This window comes from Bradyrhizobium sp. NBAIM08 (assembly GCF_020193935.1).
GTDB classification, from domain to species: domain Bacteria; phylum Pseudomonadota; class Alphaproteobacteria; order Rhizobiales; family Xanthobacteraceae; genus Bradyrhizobium; species Bradyrhizobium yuanmingense.
On sequence record NZ_JADYVR010000001.1, the window covers coordinates 1,003,380 to 1,018,629 of the forward strand.

General features: G+C 65.4%; 11 protein-coding genes and 1 tRNA gene. 9 read left to right on the forward strand and 3 right to left on the reverse strand.

What is annotated here, in order from left to right:
* Window position 1: 1 nt before the first annotated feature.
* Window positions 2–424, reverse strand: a complete 423-nt coding sequence (locus tag I6F37_RS04935) for a hypothetical protein (protein WP_036045885.1) — start codon at window positions 422–424, stop codon at window positions 2–4.
* 172 nt (window positions 425–596) lie between these two features.
* On the opposite strand from I6F37_RS04935, the gene I6F37_RS04940 reads away from it, so the two are divergent.
* Window positions 597–685 (forward strand) — tRNA-Leu (locus tag I6F37_RS04940).
* 10 nt (window positions 686–695) lie between these two features.
* Here the strand turns inward: I6F37_RS04940 and I6F37_RS04945 are convergent.
* The gene (locus I6F37_RS04945; RefSeq protein ID WP_225132673.1) at window positions 696–2,006 is read right to left on the reverse strand and encodes a hypothetical protein; all 1,311 of its coding nucleotides are present in this window, start codon (window positions 2,004–2,006) and stop codon (window positions 696–698) included.
* 314 nt (window positions 2,007–2,320) lie between these two features.
* On the opposite strand from I6F37_RS04945, the gene I6F37_RS04950 reads away from it, so the two are divergent.
* Entirely contained in the window at window positions 2,321–3,571 is a 1,251-nt protein-coding gene (locus I6F37_RS04950) for a multidrug effflux MFS transporter (RefSeq protein WP_225124820.1), read from the forward strand.
* Between the two features lie 381 nt (window positions 3,572–3,952).
* Here the strand turns inward: I6F37_RS04950 and I6F37_RS04955 are convergent, their stop codons facing one another.
* Window positions 3,953–5,560, reverse strand: coding sequence for an ABC transporter substrate-binding protein (locus I6F37_RS04955; protein ID WP_036015319.1), 1,608 nt, complete (start codon window positions 5,558–5,560; stop codon window positions 3,953–3,955).
* A 267-nt stretch (window positions 5,561–5,827) separates the two neighbouring features.
* On the opposite strand from I6F37_RS04955, the gene I6F37_RS04960 reads away from it, so the two are divergent.
* The 7 genes from I6F37_RS04960 (at window position 5,828) to I6F37_RS04990 (ending at window position 15,140) form a co-directional block, all read left to right on the forward strand.
* Window positions 5,828–6,958 (forward strand): M20/M25/M40 family metallo-hydrolase, encoded by a 1,131-nt coding sequence (locus I6F37_RS04960; protein ID WP_225150490.1) that lies wholly within the window; start codon window positions 5,828–5,830, stop codon window positions 6,956–6,958.
* A 221-nt stretch (window positions 6,959–7,179) separates the two neighbouring features.
* The gene (locus tag I6F37_RS04965; protein WP_225114725.1) at window positions 7,180–8,121 is read left to right on the forward strand and encodes an ABC transporter permease; all 942 of its coding nucleotides are present in this window, start codon (window positions 7,180–7,182) and stop codon (window positions 8,119–8,121) included.
* An 18-nt stretch (window positions 8,122–8,139) separates the two neighbouring features.
* Window positions 8,140–9,027 carry an ABC transporter permease gene (locus I6F37_RS04970; protein ID WP_036029754.1) on the forward strand — a complete coding sequence of 296 codons (888 nt, stop codon included), beginning with the start codon at window positions 8,140–8,142 and terminating at the stop codon, window positions 9,025–9,027.
* Window positions 9,028–9,156: 129 nt separating this feature from the next.
* Window positions 9,157–10,806, forward strand: coding sequence for a dipeptide ABC transporter ATP-binding protein (locus I6F37_RS04975; protein ID WP_225132675.1), 1,650 nt, complete (start codon window positions 9,157–9,159; stop codon window positions 10,804–10,806).
* Window positions 10,807–11,036: 230 nt separating this feature from the next.
* Window positions 11,037–12,542, forward strand: coding sequence for a M81 family metallopeptidase (locus tag I6F37_RS04980; RefSeq protein ID WP_225150491.1), 1,506 nt, complete (start codon window positions 11,037–11,039; stop codon window positions 12,540–12,542).
* Between the two features lie 14 nt (window positions 12,543–12,556).
* Window positions 12,557–13,729 carry a M20 aminoacylase family protein gene (locus I6F37_RS04985; RefSeq protein ID WP_225150492.1) on the forward strand — a complete coding sequence of 391 codons (1,173 nt, stop codon included), beginning with the start codon at window positions 12,557–12,559 and terminating at the stop codon, window positions 13,727–13,729.
* Complete coding sequence (locus I6F37_RS04990) at window positions 13,722–15,140, forward strand: amidase (RefSeq protein WP_225150493.1); 1,419 nt, start codon at window positions 13,722–13,724, stop codon at window positions 15,138–15,140. The genes I6F37_RS04985 and I6F37_RS04990 overlap by 8 nt, the downstream gene beginning before the upstream one ends.
* Window positions 15,141–15,250 lie beyond the last annotated feature (110 nt).

The following is a 15,250-nucleotide window of genomic DNA, read 5'->3' on the forward strand; positions in this document are numbered from 1 at the left end:
CTCAGTGGGCCGCTTTGCCGGATTTCGACGCGGATTTGGCGCTGGCCGCGGGCGATGCCGGAGGCGGCGGCGCCTCGGGCGGCGTCTCCCGGCATCTGTTGCGGCGCCAGGCATCCTCGGCCAATTGGACCTGCCCGCGCACGGCGATATAATCGTTGCGATAAGCGAGTTCGGACACGACGGCGCCGCCGGCCCCGGTCTCGGCCTTCTCCATCAGCCTCTGCAGATCGGCGGTGCGCTTGGCGAGGTCCTTGCGCTCGGTCTCGAGCTGCTTGCAATCGTACAATTCGTATTTGGCGGGATCGGCAAAGGCCGGTGCGATCGTCTCGCTCACGCCGGCGCAGCCGGACAGCGCGAGGCCAGCCGCAAGCAGCGCGAACAGCGCGCCAAAGCCGCGCAGCGAAAAGGAAAACGAAGCAGCCATGCCGGATGAATAGCCCCCGTGGATTGAGAATGCCTAAAGCAGCAACAGATGTCCGGATTGAGGCTTTGCCTTGTGCCCCCGGCTCGCTTAAGGAAGAACCGTCCCTCCGGCGGCGAACGCGCCAATTCCAGACCGCCGGAACGGACTTAAGTGTTTGATCTCGTTGGATCAAGCGGGCATGGCGGAATTGGTAGACGCAAGGGACTTAAAATCCCTCGGTGCGCAAGCGCTGTGCCGGTTCGACCCCGGCTGCCCGCACCACCAGCTTTTATCACCCTTGCTCGAGGCGCTCGGGCTCTGCGCGGAAATCGAGCAGCACGATCCAGAAGCAGATCAGCGCGATGACGAGGAGGATGAAGGTGCCCTCGATCGGCGCGCCCAGAAGCGAGACCAGTGCCGGAAAGGCGAGGCCGATGCCGAGGATGGCGGCGAGCGCCAGGGACGGAAGATCGACGATGAGGATCGCGGCAAGAAGCGCGAGCTCGAAGAAGGCATATTCCTTCAGACGCGGCGAGCTGAGATAGAGCGCGAACATGGCAAGCACCGTGATGCGCATGCCCGTGCGCGGGTGATCCATCAGCCAGCGATCGAGCTGCGTCAGGAGCGATGCCCCTTCGCGCACCGGTCCGCTCGCGGCCGCGCGCAGGACGGACAGCGCGAACGGCACGAGCACGAGCGCGAGTGCCGCGAACGCGTAGGCCGCCAACATCGCCGGCTTGCCGTCACCGAAGCCGGCCTGGGCCATGAGGTCGCGCGCCAGCAGCAACAGCGACGGATTGGTCTCCACGAGACCGACGGCATGCTGGCCGGGAATTTGTCCTGCGATCGCGAGCAGCCAGCTCGCGAACAGATCTGGATAGAGTAACCGCGACAGCGCGAGCGGCAACGCGAAGGCGAACGCGGCCACCGCGATCAAGGCCAGCTTGCGGCCACGCGGCAGCGGCAGGAAATAGAGCGCCGCCAACACCGGGACGAACACCAGCTTGAACGAGGTCACGAGGCCGAGCAGCGCAGCGCCGGCGATGCGCCAGGAAAAGTTCGAATTCTGTTCGGATGCGAGCGGGCGTAGCAGGAGCTTCAGCGCGATCGCGGTCAGCACTCCGCTCAGCAGCGCAAAATTCCCCGACGCCACCACGAATTCGAAACCGACGAACGCGCCGAGCGCGCAGAGCACCTTCAAGCCAGCATCGCGCGCGCTGGCACGCGTCCGGCCAAGGCCGGGCAGAAGCAGCGCGCAGAGCACGGCGAGGACGAGAAAGATGCTTCGGTAATGATCGAGCAGAACGCCGCCCGCGCAGAGGGGACGGAAGACGTCCAGCGTCACCGGCAGATAGGGATAAGAATAGGTGGTGCCCTTCAGGTTCTTGACGAAGTAGGGATCGAGCCCGTCGGCATGCGCATCGACCGCCGCGCAATTGACCCGGACGTCCCAGCCATAGGGCAGGTCGAGCGAGGCATCGTTGGCGAGATTACCGAGCACCAGCAGCGCGGTCAGCGTGACCACGCCGGCAAGCCAGACGTTGCGCCTGGCAGCCTTGGCCGCAGGCGCCAACCATCGTGCTGCACCTGATATGTCGGACACGGGCGATACCCTGTTTGGCTTCTCGCGGCGCCGTTGCGGCAGCCGGTCCAGCCACAATGGACAGGACGGGTTGCCGATTCATCTCCCCGGCGTGCCGCGCCCGATCTTATGGTGAATCCCTGGTTGCAGGCCCAGCCCTCCGGCGACGCGGCTTCGGAAAACGCTTCGATGTGCGCGGCGACGCGGCGGATGGCCATCGCGGGCCCTCACCCGTTTTTGACCGCTCCTGCTCCGCCTGCCAGCCATCCCGAAACATGGGTTGTGCAACGCAGCATCGGGGCTAGATAACTCGCTTGATTGCAGGGGTAAGCTTCTTGTCCGACGTCAATGCCGACGGTTGGGTGTCCTCGGGACACCGCCCAATGGGTTTTCCGGAATTCGTCATCGTGATCGCGTCCATCATGGCGCTGAACCCGCTCGCGATGGACATGATGCTGCCGGCGCTGCCCAATATCGGCGCCGCCTTCAAGATTCCCGTCGAGAACCATCTGCAACTGGTGCTGTCGACCTTCCTGATCGGCTTCGGCGCCGGTCAGTTCGTCATGGGTCCGCTGTCGGACCGCTTCGGGCGCCGACCGGTGCTGCTCGGCGGCATGGCGGTCTATGCGGTGGCGAGCGTGCTGGCGGTCATTGCCCCCTCGTTCGAGACGCTGCTGCTGGCGCGTGCGCTCCAGGGGCTCGGCACCGCGGCGACGCGCGTGATCGCGACCTCGATCGTGCGCGACTGCTATGTCGGCCGCCGCATGGCGAGCGTGATGTCGCTCGCCATGATGATCTTCATCGCGGTGCCCGTGGTCGCGCCCTCGTTCGGACAGGCGGTGCTGCTGGTGACGGCGTGGCGCGGCATCTTCGTCGTGCTGATGCTCTACGGCCTGCTCGCGCTCGCATGGTGCGTGCTGCGGCTGCCCGAGACGCTTCCCGAGTCGAAGCGCAGGTCGCTGGCGCCCTCCGACGTGCTCTCGGCATTCCGGCAGACCCTGACCCATCGCCAGACCGTCGGCTATGCCACCGCCGCCGGCAGCGTCATCGGCGCGCTGTTCGCCTATGTCTTCTGCGCCCAGCAGGTCTTCACCGGCATCTATCATCTCGGCCAATATTTCCCGCTGGCTTTCGCCGCGATTGCCGCCGGCACAGCCATCGCCGGCTTCCTCAATGCGAGGCTGGTCGGCCGGCTCGGCATGCGCGTGATCTCGCACGGCGCGCTGACGCTCTACACGGCCGTGGCCGGCGTGATGCTGCTGACGGAAAGCCTCGGCGTGCTGCCGCTCGCCTTGTTCATGGTGCTCTCGGCCCTGATGATGTTCTCGTTCGGCATGATGGTCGCCAACTTCACCGCGCTGGCGATGGAACCGCAGGGCCACATCGCCGGCACCGCCTCCTCGCTGTACGGCTCGATCACCACGCTGATCGGGATCGTGGTCGGCATGGCAATCGGGCAGAGCTTCGACGGCACGCTGCTGCCGTTCTCGATCGGCTTTTTCCTATCCACCCTCGCCGCGCTCGCGATCGTGCTGGTGGTGGAGAAAGGGCGGCTGTTCAGGCCGCATCATCGCCCGATCAGCTAGGAACTTCCCGCCCCTCGCGATGTTGTACTGCAGCAATTCAGAGGATTGGCGAGATGGAACAAGAGAACAGATCGGATCAGCCCGCGTCCGAGATCGAACAGCCGATTTCGCAGCCTCGTTCCGATGAACGAATGGACTCGAGCTTGGCATTCGTGAGTGAAGGGCTCGAGCAGCTGCGCGACAGCCACTGCTAGACGAGCGCGATCACAGACCGCCTCATAGAAAACGGCGCCGCAGGAAACTGCGGCGCCGTTCGTATTCACATGCAAGGCGCGCGGCGCGTAAAGCGCGATGAGATTCGGATGATCGTCATCGCGCTTTAGGTTGTTGTTTGCGCATGATCTTTCCGGAAAACCGCTTCGCACTTTTCCGGATCATGCTTTATTCCTTCTTGTCGATGTTCCAGAACACCGGCGTCGCGGGGCCGTCGAGCACGCCCGTCAGCGATTTGCGCCAGCCGCTCGGGATGAGATACTGCCCCAGCGGAATGTAGATCACCTGCTCATAGGCCTGCTTCTGGATGTCGGCGGCGATCTTCTTCTGATCGTCGACCGAGGCCGCGCGGACGAAAGCGTCCTTGAGCTGCTCGATCTTGGCGTCCTCCGCCCAGCCGAACCAGCCCTTCTTGCCCTGGCCGCCGATCGAGAGATTGGCGATCGGGTTGGACACGTCGGCCGCGACCCAGTTGGTGAAGAACATGTTCCAGCCACCTTCCTTCGGCGGCTTCTGGCTGGCGCGGCGGCTCACCACCGTCTGCCAGTCGGTCGCCTGAAGATCGACCTTGAAGCCGGCCTCGCGCAGCAGCTGGGCCGAAACGATCGGCTGCGCCTTCAGCGTCGTGACGTCGCCAGGGGCCATGATCACGATCGGCGTGCCGTCATAGCCGGACTCGGCGAGCGCCTTCTTGGCTTGCGCCATGCCGTTCCCCTTGACCAGGGTCTCGGAGCCCGCATCGGTTGCGAGCGGCGTGTCGCAAATGAAGAACGCGCCGCAGATCTTCTGATATTTGGCGTTGCCGACCAGCGCGTCGAGCACGTCCTTCTGGTTCAGGGCCAGCAAGGCAGCACGCCGCACCTTCACGTTGTCGAACGGCGGATGCAGGAAGTTCATCCGGCCGAGCGTCTGGAAGCCGAACTTGTTCAGGACCTCGATGGTGAGCTCCTTGTTGCCTTCCAGCACCGGCAGCATGTCGAACGGCAGGTTCTCCATGAAATCGATGTCGCCCGACTGCAGCGCGTTCACCGCGGTCTGCGAGTCCGGCATGGTGATCCACTCGACGCGGTCCACCTTCACCACCTTGCCGCCGGAGGTCCAGCTCGCCGGCTCCTTGCGCGGCACGTAGTCAGTGTTCTTGACGTAGACCGCCTTCACGCCGGGCTGGAATTCGCCCTGCACGAACTTGAACGGACCAGAGCCGATCTGCTCGGGGATCTGCTTGTCCGGCGGCGTCTCCGCAAGGCGCTTCGGCATCATGAAGGCGACGCGCGAGGACGGCTTGCCGATGGAGTCGAGCACCAGGCCGTAGGGCTCCTTCAGCTTCAGCGTGATGGTCTTGGGGTCGGTCGCCTCGATGCTGGCGGTGAAGTCCATGAGCTTCTGTCCCATGCCGTCGACCGCAGCCCAGCGCTTCAGCGAAGCGACGCAGTCCTCCGCCGTCACCGGCGCACCGTCATGCCACTTCAGGCCGTCGCGCAGCGTGAACGTGTAGGTGAGCTTGTCGTCGGAGACCTTCCAGTCCGCCATCTGCGGCTGGACCTTGAAATTCGAGTCGGTGGCCACCAGCGTGTCGTAAACCATGTAGCCGTGGTCACGCGTGATGTAGGCCGTGGTGAAGATCGGATCGATGATGCGCAAATCCGAATGCAGCACCGCCGTGAGAGTCTTGCCGGCCGCGAGCACCGGCGAGGCCAGCGCAGTCGAAAGCGCGACGACCGACAGCGCAAGTGTGGAGGCGAACGCGCGAGGCCCCCGGCGCATGAAGTGGAACATAGAAAGTTCTCCTGACGTGAAACTGTTCAAAGGCAGGTTATTGGTTGAGCATGAGGTTCGTTCGTTGGGCGAACTAACCTCATGCAATGCCTTCGTCTTTCGAGACTTGCAGACAGGGTGAAGCGCGTCAATCCGGTTTCGGTGCAAGCCCTTGCGGCGCGCGCACGGGCTCCACAAAGATCGGTTTGGCTCTACAACACCCTCCGCTTGTCCCGTCCGCGCCAATGCAATGCGCGTTCCATCTTTCCAAGCTTGAGAGACATTGAGATGAATCCTGCCAATCTTCCCTTTGATTCCGAGGCCATGCTCGAAGGCCTGCGCGGCTGGATCGAATGCGAAAGCCCCACCTGGGATGCCGGTGCCGTGGACCGCATGCTCGATATCGCAGCGCGAGATATGGCGATCATGGGTGCGACGATCGAGCGCATCGCCGGCCGCCAGGGCTTCGGCGGGGTCATCCGCGCGCGTTTCCCCCATCCGAAGCAGGGCGAGCCCGGCATCCTGATCGCCGGGCACATGGATACCGTCCACCCGGTCGGCACCATCGCGAAGCTGAAATGGCGGCGCGAGGGCAACAAGTGCTATGGCCCCGGCATCTACGACATGAAGGGCGGCAACTACCTCTCGCTGGAAGCCATCCGCCAGCTGGCACGCGCCTCGTTCACGACCCCATTGCCGATCACCGTGCTGTTCACGCCGGATGAGGAAGTCGGCACGCCCTCCACGCGCGACATCATCGAGGCGGAAGCCGCGCGCAACAAATACGTGCTGGTGCCGGAGCCCGGCCGCGCCGACAACGGCGTCACCACCGGACGTTACGCCATCGCACGCTTCAACCTCGAAGCGACGGGCCGGCCGAGCCACGCCGGCGCGACGCTGTCCTCGGGACGCTCGGCGATCCGCGAGATGGCGCGACAGATCCTCGCGATCGACGCCATGACGACGGAGGACTGCACCTTCTCGGTCGGCGTCGTGCATGGCGGCCAATGGGTCAATTGCGTTGCTACCACGGCGACGGGCGAGGCGCTCTCCATGGCCAAGCGCCAGGCCGATCTCGACCGCGGCGTCGAGCGGATGCTGGCGTTGTCCGGCACCAGCAACGACGTCAGCTTCAAGGTCACGCGCGGCGTGACGCGGCCGGTCTGGGAGCCCAATGCCGGCACCATGGCGCTGTACGAGAAGGCCCGCGGCATTGCCAAATCTCTCGGCATGGAATTACCGCATGCAAGCTCCGGCGGCGGCTCGGACGGCAACTTCACCGGCGCGATGGGAATCCCCACGCTCGACGGCCTCGGTGTGCGCGGCGGCAATGTCCACACGCTCGAAGAGTATATCGAAGTCGAGAGTCTCGCTGAGCGAGGACGGCTGATGGCGGGGCTGCTGGCGACGCTGGAGTGATCGCGAAGCGATCCCGTAGGTGGGCAAAAGGCGCAAAGCGCCGTGCCCACCGTTTTCCCGACCGAAAGCAGGTGGGCACGCTCCGCTTTGCCCACCCTACGAAGATTGGCTGCACCGCAAAAACTGTGGCCCTCGTGGCACGGGAATTGCTGAAATGTTAGGCTGATGGCAGGCTGGCCGAAGAGCCCTGCCCAATTTGACTCTAAACTGACGGATCCAACTTGCTCGGATATCTCCTTCGCCGAATTCTCGCCGCCGTGCCCGTGATGGGCGTGGTCGCGCTGTTCGTTTTCCTCCTGCTCCGCCTCACCCCCGGCGATCCCGCCGCGATCCTCGCCGGCGACAACGCGACCCCGGAACGGCTGGAGCGCATCCGCGAATCGCTCGGCCTCAACGAGCCGCTGATCGTGCAGTTCGTCACCTGGGTGAACAAGCTGCTGCACGGCGACCTCGGGACGTCGCTGATCTCCAATTTGCCGGTGATGAAGATGATCGGCCAGCGCGTCGAGCCCTCGATCTCGATCGCGTTGTGCACCATCATCCTCGCCGTCGTCGTCGCAGTTCCCTTGGGGGTGATCGCGGCGTGGAAGCACGGCACCTGGATCGACCGTTTCGTGATGGGTCTGTCCGTGCTCGGCTTCTCGGTGCCGGTGTTCGTGGTCGGCTATGTCCTCATCCAGGTCTTCGCGATCGAGCTGCGCTGGGTGCCGGTGCAGGGCTTCCGTAGCATCTTCAACGGCTTCGGTCCGTTCTTCGAGCGCATGATCCTGCCGACCTGCGCGCTGTCCTTCATCTACGTCGCACTGATCGCGCGCATGACGCGTGCGGCGATGCTCGACGTGCTCGGCGAAGACTACGTGCGAACGGCGCGCGCGAAGGGCATCAACGAGGTTGCGGTGATGATGCGCCATGCTCTGCGCAACGCCGCCGTGCCCGTGATCACCGTGATCGGCACCGGCTTTGCGCTCTTGATCTCCGGCGTCGTCGTCACCGAGAGCGTGTTCAACATCCCCGGCATCGGGCGTCTCACCGTCGACGCGGTGCTGGCGCGCGACTATCCGGTGATCCAGGCGATGATCCTGCTGACCTCGCTGATCTACGTCGTCGTCAATCTTCTCATCGACGTCGCCTACACCCTGCTCGATCCCCGGATCCGGTACTGAGGCAAGGACAAGAACAAAATGTCGGTCGATACCCTTCCCCAGTCCTCCATTCCGATCACGTCGCCGCTGCGGCCGCGATTCGGATTCCTCACCTCGACCCCGATCATCGCCACCGCGACGTGCCTGCTCGCCTTGATCGTGGTGGTCTCGATCCTCGCGCCGCTGATCGCGCCGCATGATCCGATCCAGCTCGCCCCGTCGCAGCGGCTCAAGCCATCTTCCGCACAGTTCCTGCTCGGCACCGACGCCTACGGCCGCGACGTGTTGTCGCGCGTGATCTATGGCGGCCGCATCTCGCTTCTGATCGGCATCGGTGCGGCGATCCTGTCGATCGCCATCGGGCTGGCGATCGGCCTCGTCTCCGGCTTCTTCAAGCTGGTCGATTCCGTGATGATGCGCGTCATGGACGGCCTGATGGCAATGCCGAGCATCCTGCTCGCGATCGCCGTGGTGTCGCTGTCCGGCGCCAGCCTCTGGACCGTGCTGATCGCGATCACGATCCCCGAGATTCCGCGCGTTGCACGCCTGGTCCGCTCGGTCGTGCTGTCGGCGCGCGAGGAGCCTTACGTCGAGGCCGCGATCTCGGTCGGCTCGAGCCTGCCGAAGATCATGTGGCGCCACCTGATGCCGAACACGATCGCGCCGCTGATCGTCCAGGGCACCTATATCTGCGCCAGCGCCATCCTGACCGAGGCGATCCTCTCCTTCCTCGGCGCCGGCATCTCGCCGGAGACGCCGACCTGGGGCAACATCATGGCCGAGGGCCGCCAGTACTTCCAGATCAAGCCGTCGCTGATCTTCTGGCCGGGCCTGCTGCTCTCCATCGCCATCCTCAGCATCAACCTGATCGGCGACGCCGCCCGCGACGCCCTCGATCCGCGCATGAAGCAGCGGGAGGGGAAGTGAAACAAGTAGCGTTGTCATTCCGGGGCGCGCGTAGCGCGAGCCCGGAATCCATTTCACCACGCGTGCTGCGGCCCGATGGATTCCGGGCTCGCGACTTTGTCGCGCCCCGGAATGACGGAGAGAATTGACGTGACCGACACCATCCTCGACATCAACAACCTCGTCGTCTCCATCGGCAAGCAGCCGAAAGGCGCCAACATCATCGACGGCATCTCGATCCAGGTGCGCGAGCGCGAGACGCTGTGCCTCGTCGGCGAGAGCGGCTCGGGCAAGTCGGTGACCTCGCTCACCACCATGGGCCTGTTGCCGAAGGGCACGCTGGTGCCAACCGGCGGCAGCGTGAAGCTGGTCGGCGAGGAACTGCTCACCGCCACCGACCGCCGCCTGCGCCAGCTGCGCGCGACCAAGATGGCGATGATCTTCCAGGAGCCGATGACCGCGCTCAATCCGGTGGTGCCGGTCGGCCGCCAGATCGACGAGGTGCTCCGCGCCCACACCAAACTCGATGCCAAAGCGCGCAGGAAGCGCATTCTCGACATGATGGAGCAGGTCCACCTGCCCCAGGTCGAGCGCATCTTCGCCTCCTACCCGCACCGTCTCTCCGGCGGCCAGCGCCAGCGCATCATGATCGCGATGGCGCTGGTGCTGGAGCCGAAGCTGCTCATTGCCGACGAGCCGACCACCGCGCTCGACGTCACCACGCAGAAGCAGATCCTGTCGCTGATCCGCGAGCTCCAGCGCGATCACGGCACCGCCGTGCTGTTCATCACGCACGACATGGGCGTGGTCGCCGAGATCGCCGACCGCGTCGCGGTGATGCGGCAGGGCCGGCTGGTCGAGACCGGTCCGCTCGAGACCGTGCTGCGCAATCCGACCATGGAATACACCCGCAACCTGCTCTCCTCGGTGCCGAGCCTGGTGCCGCGCCCGCCGCGCGAGGAAACCCGCGAGCCCGTGGTGCTGGAGGCCAACGAGCTCAGCAAGGTCTACAAGGAGCGCGCCTTTTTCGGCAAAGGCCGCGAGGTCGTCGCTGCCGACAAGGTCACCTTGACCCTGCGCAAGGGCCGCACGCTCGGCATCGTCGGCGAAAGCGGCTCGGGCAAGTCGACGGTTGCGCGCTGCATCGTGCGCCTGATCGATCCGACCTCCGGCGGCGTGCGCCTCGCCGGCCGCGAGATCGCCGACATCTCGCGCCGCCTGTTGCAGCCGCATCGGCAGAAGATCCAGATCGTATTCCAGGATCCCTATCGTTCGCTCAATCCGCGCGTCACCGTCGGCGAGAGCATCGCCGAAGGCCCGGTCAATTACGGCGTGGCGCACGCCGACGCGATGAAGCGGGCGCGCGAGTTGCTCGAGCTGGTCGGCCTGCCGCCGGATGCGGTGTCGCGCTATCCGCACCAATTCTCCGGCGGCCAGCGCCAGCGCATCGCGATCGCCCGGGCACTCGCGCTCGATCCGGACGTGCTGGTCGCGGATGAAGCGGTCTCCGCGCTCGACGTCTCGGTGCAGGCGCAGGTGCTGGAGCTGCTCGACGAGATCCAGAAGCGGCTCGGCATCGCCATCCTGTTCATCACCCACGACCTCCGCGTCGCAGCCCAGATCTGCGACGAGGTCGTGGTGATGCAGCACGGCCGCGTCGTCGAACAGGGACCGGCCGCCGAAGTGCTGACGCATCCTAAGGAGGCCTACACCAAGGCGCTGCTGGATGCGGCGCCCGGGCGGGGTTGGGATTTTGCGAACTTCAGGCCGGTGGCGGAAGGCGTGGGGGCCACGGCTTAACTCTCTCCGCCGTCATTCCGGGGCATCGCGAAGCGATGAGCCCGGAATCCATCAGGCTGCGAACTCTGTCGCACGATGGATTCCGGGCTCGCGCTACGCGCGACCCGGAATGACGGCGGAGCAGCATTCCCAAATCGATCTGACCCTATGCGTGGCACGATGGCCTCTCACCTTGCCCTCTCCTCAGAGCCAAGGCTAACGTCGCGCACTTTCAATCGGGACTGAACTGAATGACACGCATCGCCGTCGGCGGCTTCCTGCACGAGACCAACACCTTCGCTCCGACCAAGGCGACATTCGCCGACTTCCAGCATGGCGGCGGCTGGCCGGCGATGACTGAAGGTGCCGACGTGTTGAAGGTGATGCGCCGCATCAATGTCGGGCTCGCCGGTTTCGTCGACAGCGCCGAGGCGAACGGCTGGGAACTCGTTCCGACCATCGCCTGCGGGGCGAGCCCGTCGGCGCATGTCACCGAAGACGCATTCGAGCGCATCGTGAAGGTCATGGTCGACGGCATCGCCGCCGCCGGCCCGATCGACGCCGTCTATCTCGACCTGCACGGCGCGATGGTGACCGAGCATCTCGACGACGGCGAAGGCGAGATCTTGGCGCGCGTGCGCCGCGTCATCGGTAAGGATGTTCCGCTGGTCACCAGCCTCGATCTCCACGCCAACGTCACGCCCGAGATGATGGAGCATGCCGACGCGCTGATCGCCTACCGCACCTATCCGCATGTCGACATGGCCGAGACCGGCCGCGCCTGCGCGCGCCATCTCGCGCTGCTGCTGCAGACGAAGCAGCGCTTCGCAAAGGCCTTCCGGCAATTGCCATTCCTGATCCCGATCAGCTGGCAATGCACCAACGACCAGCCCACCAAAGGCATCTACGAAAGACTCGCCGCGCTGGAGAGCGATGCCGTTCCCACCCTCTCTTTCGCGCCCGGCTTTCCCGCCGCCGATTTCCGCGACTGCGGCCCCAGCGTGTTCGCCTACGGCAGGACGCAAGACGACGCCGATCGTGCGGCGGACGCGCTTTTGAAGCTGATCGAAAGTCACGAGAACGATTTCGACGGCAAGATCTGGACGCCCGACGACGGCGTGCGCCACGCCATGGAACTTGCCAAGAGCGCGCGCAAGCCGATCATCATCGCCGACACCCAGGACAATCCGGGCGCCGGCGGCGATTCCGATACGACGGGCATGCTCCGTGCGCTGGTGCGCAACAAGGCGAGTGCCGCAACCGGCGCGATCTACGATCCGGAATCGGCCAAGGCCGCGCACGCAGCCGGCATCGGCGCCACCGTGACGCTGTCGCTCGGCGGCAAGTCCGGCATCCCCGGCGACGAGCCCTATCGCGAGACCTTCGTGGTCGAGCAGCTCTCCGACGGCCGCTTCATCGCGCCCGGTCCCTATTACGGCGGCCGCGAGATGGAGATGGGCCCGTCCGCAGCCTTGCGGATCGGCGATGTCCGCGTCGTCGTCTCCTCGCACAAGGCCCAGCTCGCCGACCAGGCGATGTACCGCTATGTCGGCATCGAGCCGACCGAACAGAAGATCCTGGTCAACAAGAGCTCGGTGCATTTCCGCGCCGATTTCGAGCCGATCGCCGAGAAGCTGATGATCTGTGCCGCGCCCGGTGCGATGCCGGCCGACACCGCTTCGCTACCCTGGACGCGCCTGCGCCCGGGCATCCGCATCAAGCCGAACGGCCCCGTATTCACGCCTCCCTCACGCTAACCGGACAGGACCACATGCCCACGATCGATCGCATCGACGGCTACGCCGACGAGCTCACCGCAATCAGGCGCGACCTCCACGCCCATCCCGAGATCGGCTTCGAGGAAGTGCGCACCTCCGGCATCGTCGCCGACAAGCTGAAGAGCTGGGGCATCGAGGTGCATCGCGGCCTCGGCGGCACCGGCGTGATCGGCGTCATCAAGGGCAAGGGTACGGGCAGCAAGCGCATCGGGCTTCGCGCCGACATGGACGCGCTGCCGATGGAAGAGAACACCAATCTGAAGTGGAGCTCGAAGATCCCCGGCCGCTTCCACGGCTGCGGCCATGACGGCCACACCACCATGCTGCTCGGCACCGCGCGCTATCTCGCCGAGACCCGGAACTTCGACGGCACCGTGCACCTGATCTTCCAGCCGGCCGAGGAAGGCCTCGGCGGCGCCCGCGCCATGATCAAGGACGGGTTGTTCGAGAAATTTCCCTGCGACGAGCTCTACGGCCTGCACAACGCGCCCGACCTCAACCATGGCGAGATCGCGATCCTGCCGGGCCCGGCCATGGCCAGTGCCGACTTCTTCGACCTGCGCATCACCGGCTACGGCGCGCATGGCGCGATGCCCGAGCGCTCCAAGGACGCGGTTGTCATTGCGACCACACTGGCGCAGGCGATCCAGACCATCGTCAGCCGCAACGTCGACCCGCTGCAGGCCGCGGTGATCTCGATCACCCAGATCCATGCCGGCTCCGCCTACAACGTCATTCCGGGCGATGCGCATCTGTGCGGCACCATCCGCACCTTCTCCAACGAGGTCCGCGCCCTGATCGCCGAGCGCATCCGCACCATCTGCGCCGGCATCGCCGCCGCCTATCAGTGCACGATCGAAGCCGACATCCGCGACACGTTCGGCGTTCTGGTCAACCAGGTCGAGCAGTCCAAGGTGGTCGAGGAGGTTGCGCGCACCATCGTCGATCCCGCCAACGTGATCACCCGCATCCAGCCGAAGATGGGCAGCGAGGATTTCGCCGACATGCTGGAGACGATCCCCGGAGCTTACTTCTGGGTCGGCCATGACGGCTCGGTGCCCGTGCACAATCCCGGCTTCGTGCTCGACGACAATATCCTGCCGATCGGTGCCAGCATGTTCGCCCGAATCGTCGAGACGCGCATGCCGGTGGGTGGCAATGCATAAAAAGAGCGTCGAGGAAGCGGTCACATCGCTGCACGATCTGTCCGCGGTTGACCTGATCGCGGGTTATCGTGCCAAGCAGTTCTCGCCGAGCGAGGTGCTGGAGGACGTGCTCGCGCATGTCGCGGCGTGGGAACCGCATCTGAAGGCGCTCTATGCGTTCGACCCCGATGGCGCGCGCGAGGCCGCAAAGGCCTCGACCGCGCGCTGGACCGGCGGCGAGCCCTCCGGGCCGCTCGACGGCGTGCCCGTGACGGTGAAGGACAACATCGCGACCAAGGGCGTGCCGGTGCCGCTGGGGGCAGCCAGCGTCAAGCTCGTGCCGGCCGAGAAGGACGCGCCGCCCGCTGCGCGGCTGCGTGAGGCCGGCAGCGTCATCTTCGCCAAGACCACCATGCCCGATTACGGCATGCTGTCCTCCGGGCTCTCCTCGTTCCATGCGCTCGCGCGCAACCCGTGGGATCTCAGCAAGAACCCGGGCGGCTCCAGCGCCGGCGCAGGCGCCGCCGCCGCGGCCGGCTACGGGCCCTTGCATCTCGGCACCGATATCGGCGGCTCGGTTCGCCTGCCCGCCGGCTGGTGCGGCCTCGTCGGCCTGAAGCCGAGTTTTGGCCGCGTGCCGATCGACCCGACCTATGTCGGCCGTGTCGCCGGCCCGATGACCCGCACGGTCGACGATTGCGCGCTGATGATGAGCGCGATCGCAAAGCCCGACCGCCGCGACGGCATGAGCCTGCCGGCCGAGCTGCTGAACTGGAAGGGGCTGGAGAAATCTCCGCGAAAACTACGCATCGGGTTGATGCTCGATCCCGGCTGCGGCCTGGCGCTGGAGAAGCCGGTGCGCGAGGTCGCAGTGAAGGCCGCGAAGGCATTCGAGTCCGCAGGCAGCGTCGTCACCGAGGTCGACGGCATCCTCACGCGCGAGATGCTCGACGGTCTCGACAATTTCTGGCGCGCGCGGATGTGGGACGATCTGTCCAAGCTGACGCCGGCCGAGCAGGCCAAGGTGCTGCCCTATATCTTCAAGTGGGGCGAGTCCGGGGCCAAGCTCTCGGGCGTCGACGTCATCCGCGGCTTCAACCAGACCATGGCGATCCGCGCGGCTGCGGCGAAGCTCTTTTGCGAGCTGGACTATGTGATCTCGCCGACCGCGCCGAACGTGAACTTTCCGGCGGAATGGGCGTCGCCGACCAACGATCCCATGAAGCCGTTCGAGCACATCGCCTATACCGTGCCGTGGAATATGTCGGAGAACCCGGCGATCTCCCTCAACGGCGGCTTCGACGCCAAGGGTTTTCCCATCGGCGTGCAGATCGTCGGCCGCCGCTTCGACGACATCGGCGTGCTCGGCATGGCCAAGGCGTTTGAAGGCCTGCGCGGCCCGCAGCGGCCCTGGCCGAAGCCGCCGGCGTAACAAACGCTCGCTCGTCATTCCGGGTTGCGCCCTCTTGGCGCAAGCCCGGAATCCACTCATCCGCATTACTGATGTGGACAAATGGATTCCGGGCCCGCGCTTCGCGCGCC

Coding starts and splice junctions, on each gene's coding strand:
- I6F37_RS04970 (WP_036029754.1), top strand. CDS start 8,140: ATGTCGGTCGATACCCTTCCCCAGTCCTCCATTCCGATCACGTCGCCG.
- I6F37_RS04955 (WP_036015319.1), bottom strand. CDS start 5,560: ATGTTCCACTTCATGCGCCGGGGGCCTCGCGCGTTCGCCTCCACACTT.
- I6F37_RS04985 (WP_225150492.1), top strand. CDS start 12,557: ATGCCCACGATCGATCGCATCGACGGCTACGCCGACGAGCTCACCGCA.
- I6F37_RS04990 (WP_225150493.1), top strand. CDS start 13,722: ATGCATAAAAAGAGCGTCGAGGAAGCGGTCACATCGCTGCACGATCTG.
- I6F37_RS04980 (WP_225150491.1), top strand. CDS start 11,037: ATGACACGCATCGCCGTCGGCGGCTTCCTGCACGAGACCAACACCTTC.
- I6F37_RS04935 (WP_036045885.1), bottom strand. CDS start 424: ATGGCTGCTTCGTTTTCCTTTTCGCTGCGCGGCTTTGGCGCGCTGTTC.
- I6F37_RS04960 (WP_225150490.1), top strand. CDS start 5,828: ATGAATCCTGCCAATCTTCCCTTTGATTCCGAGGCCATGCTCGAAGGC.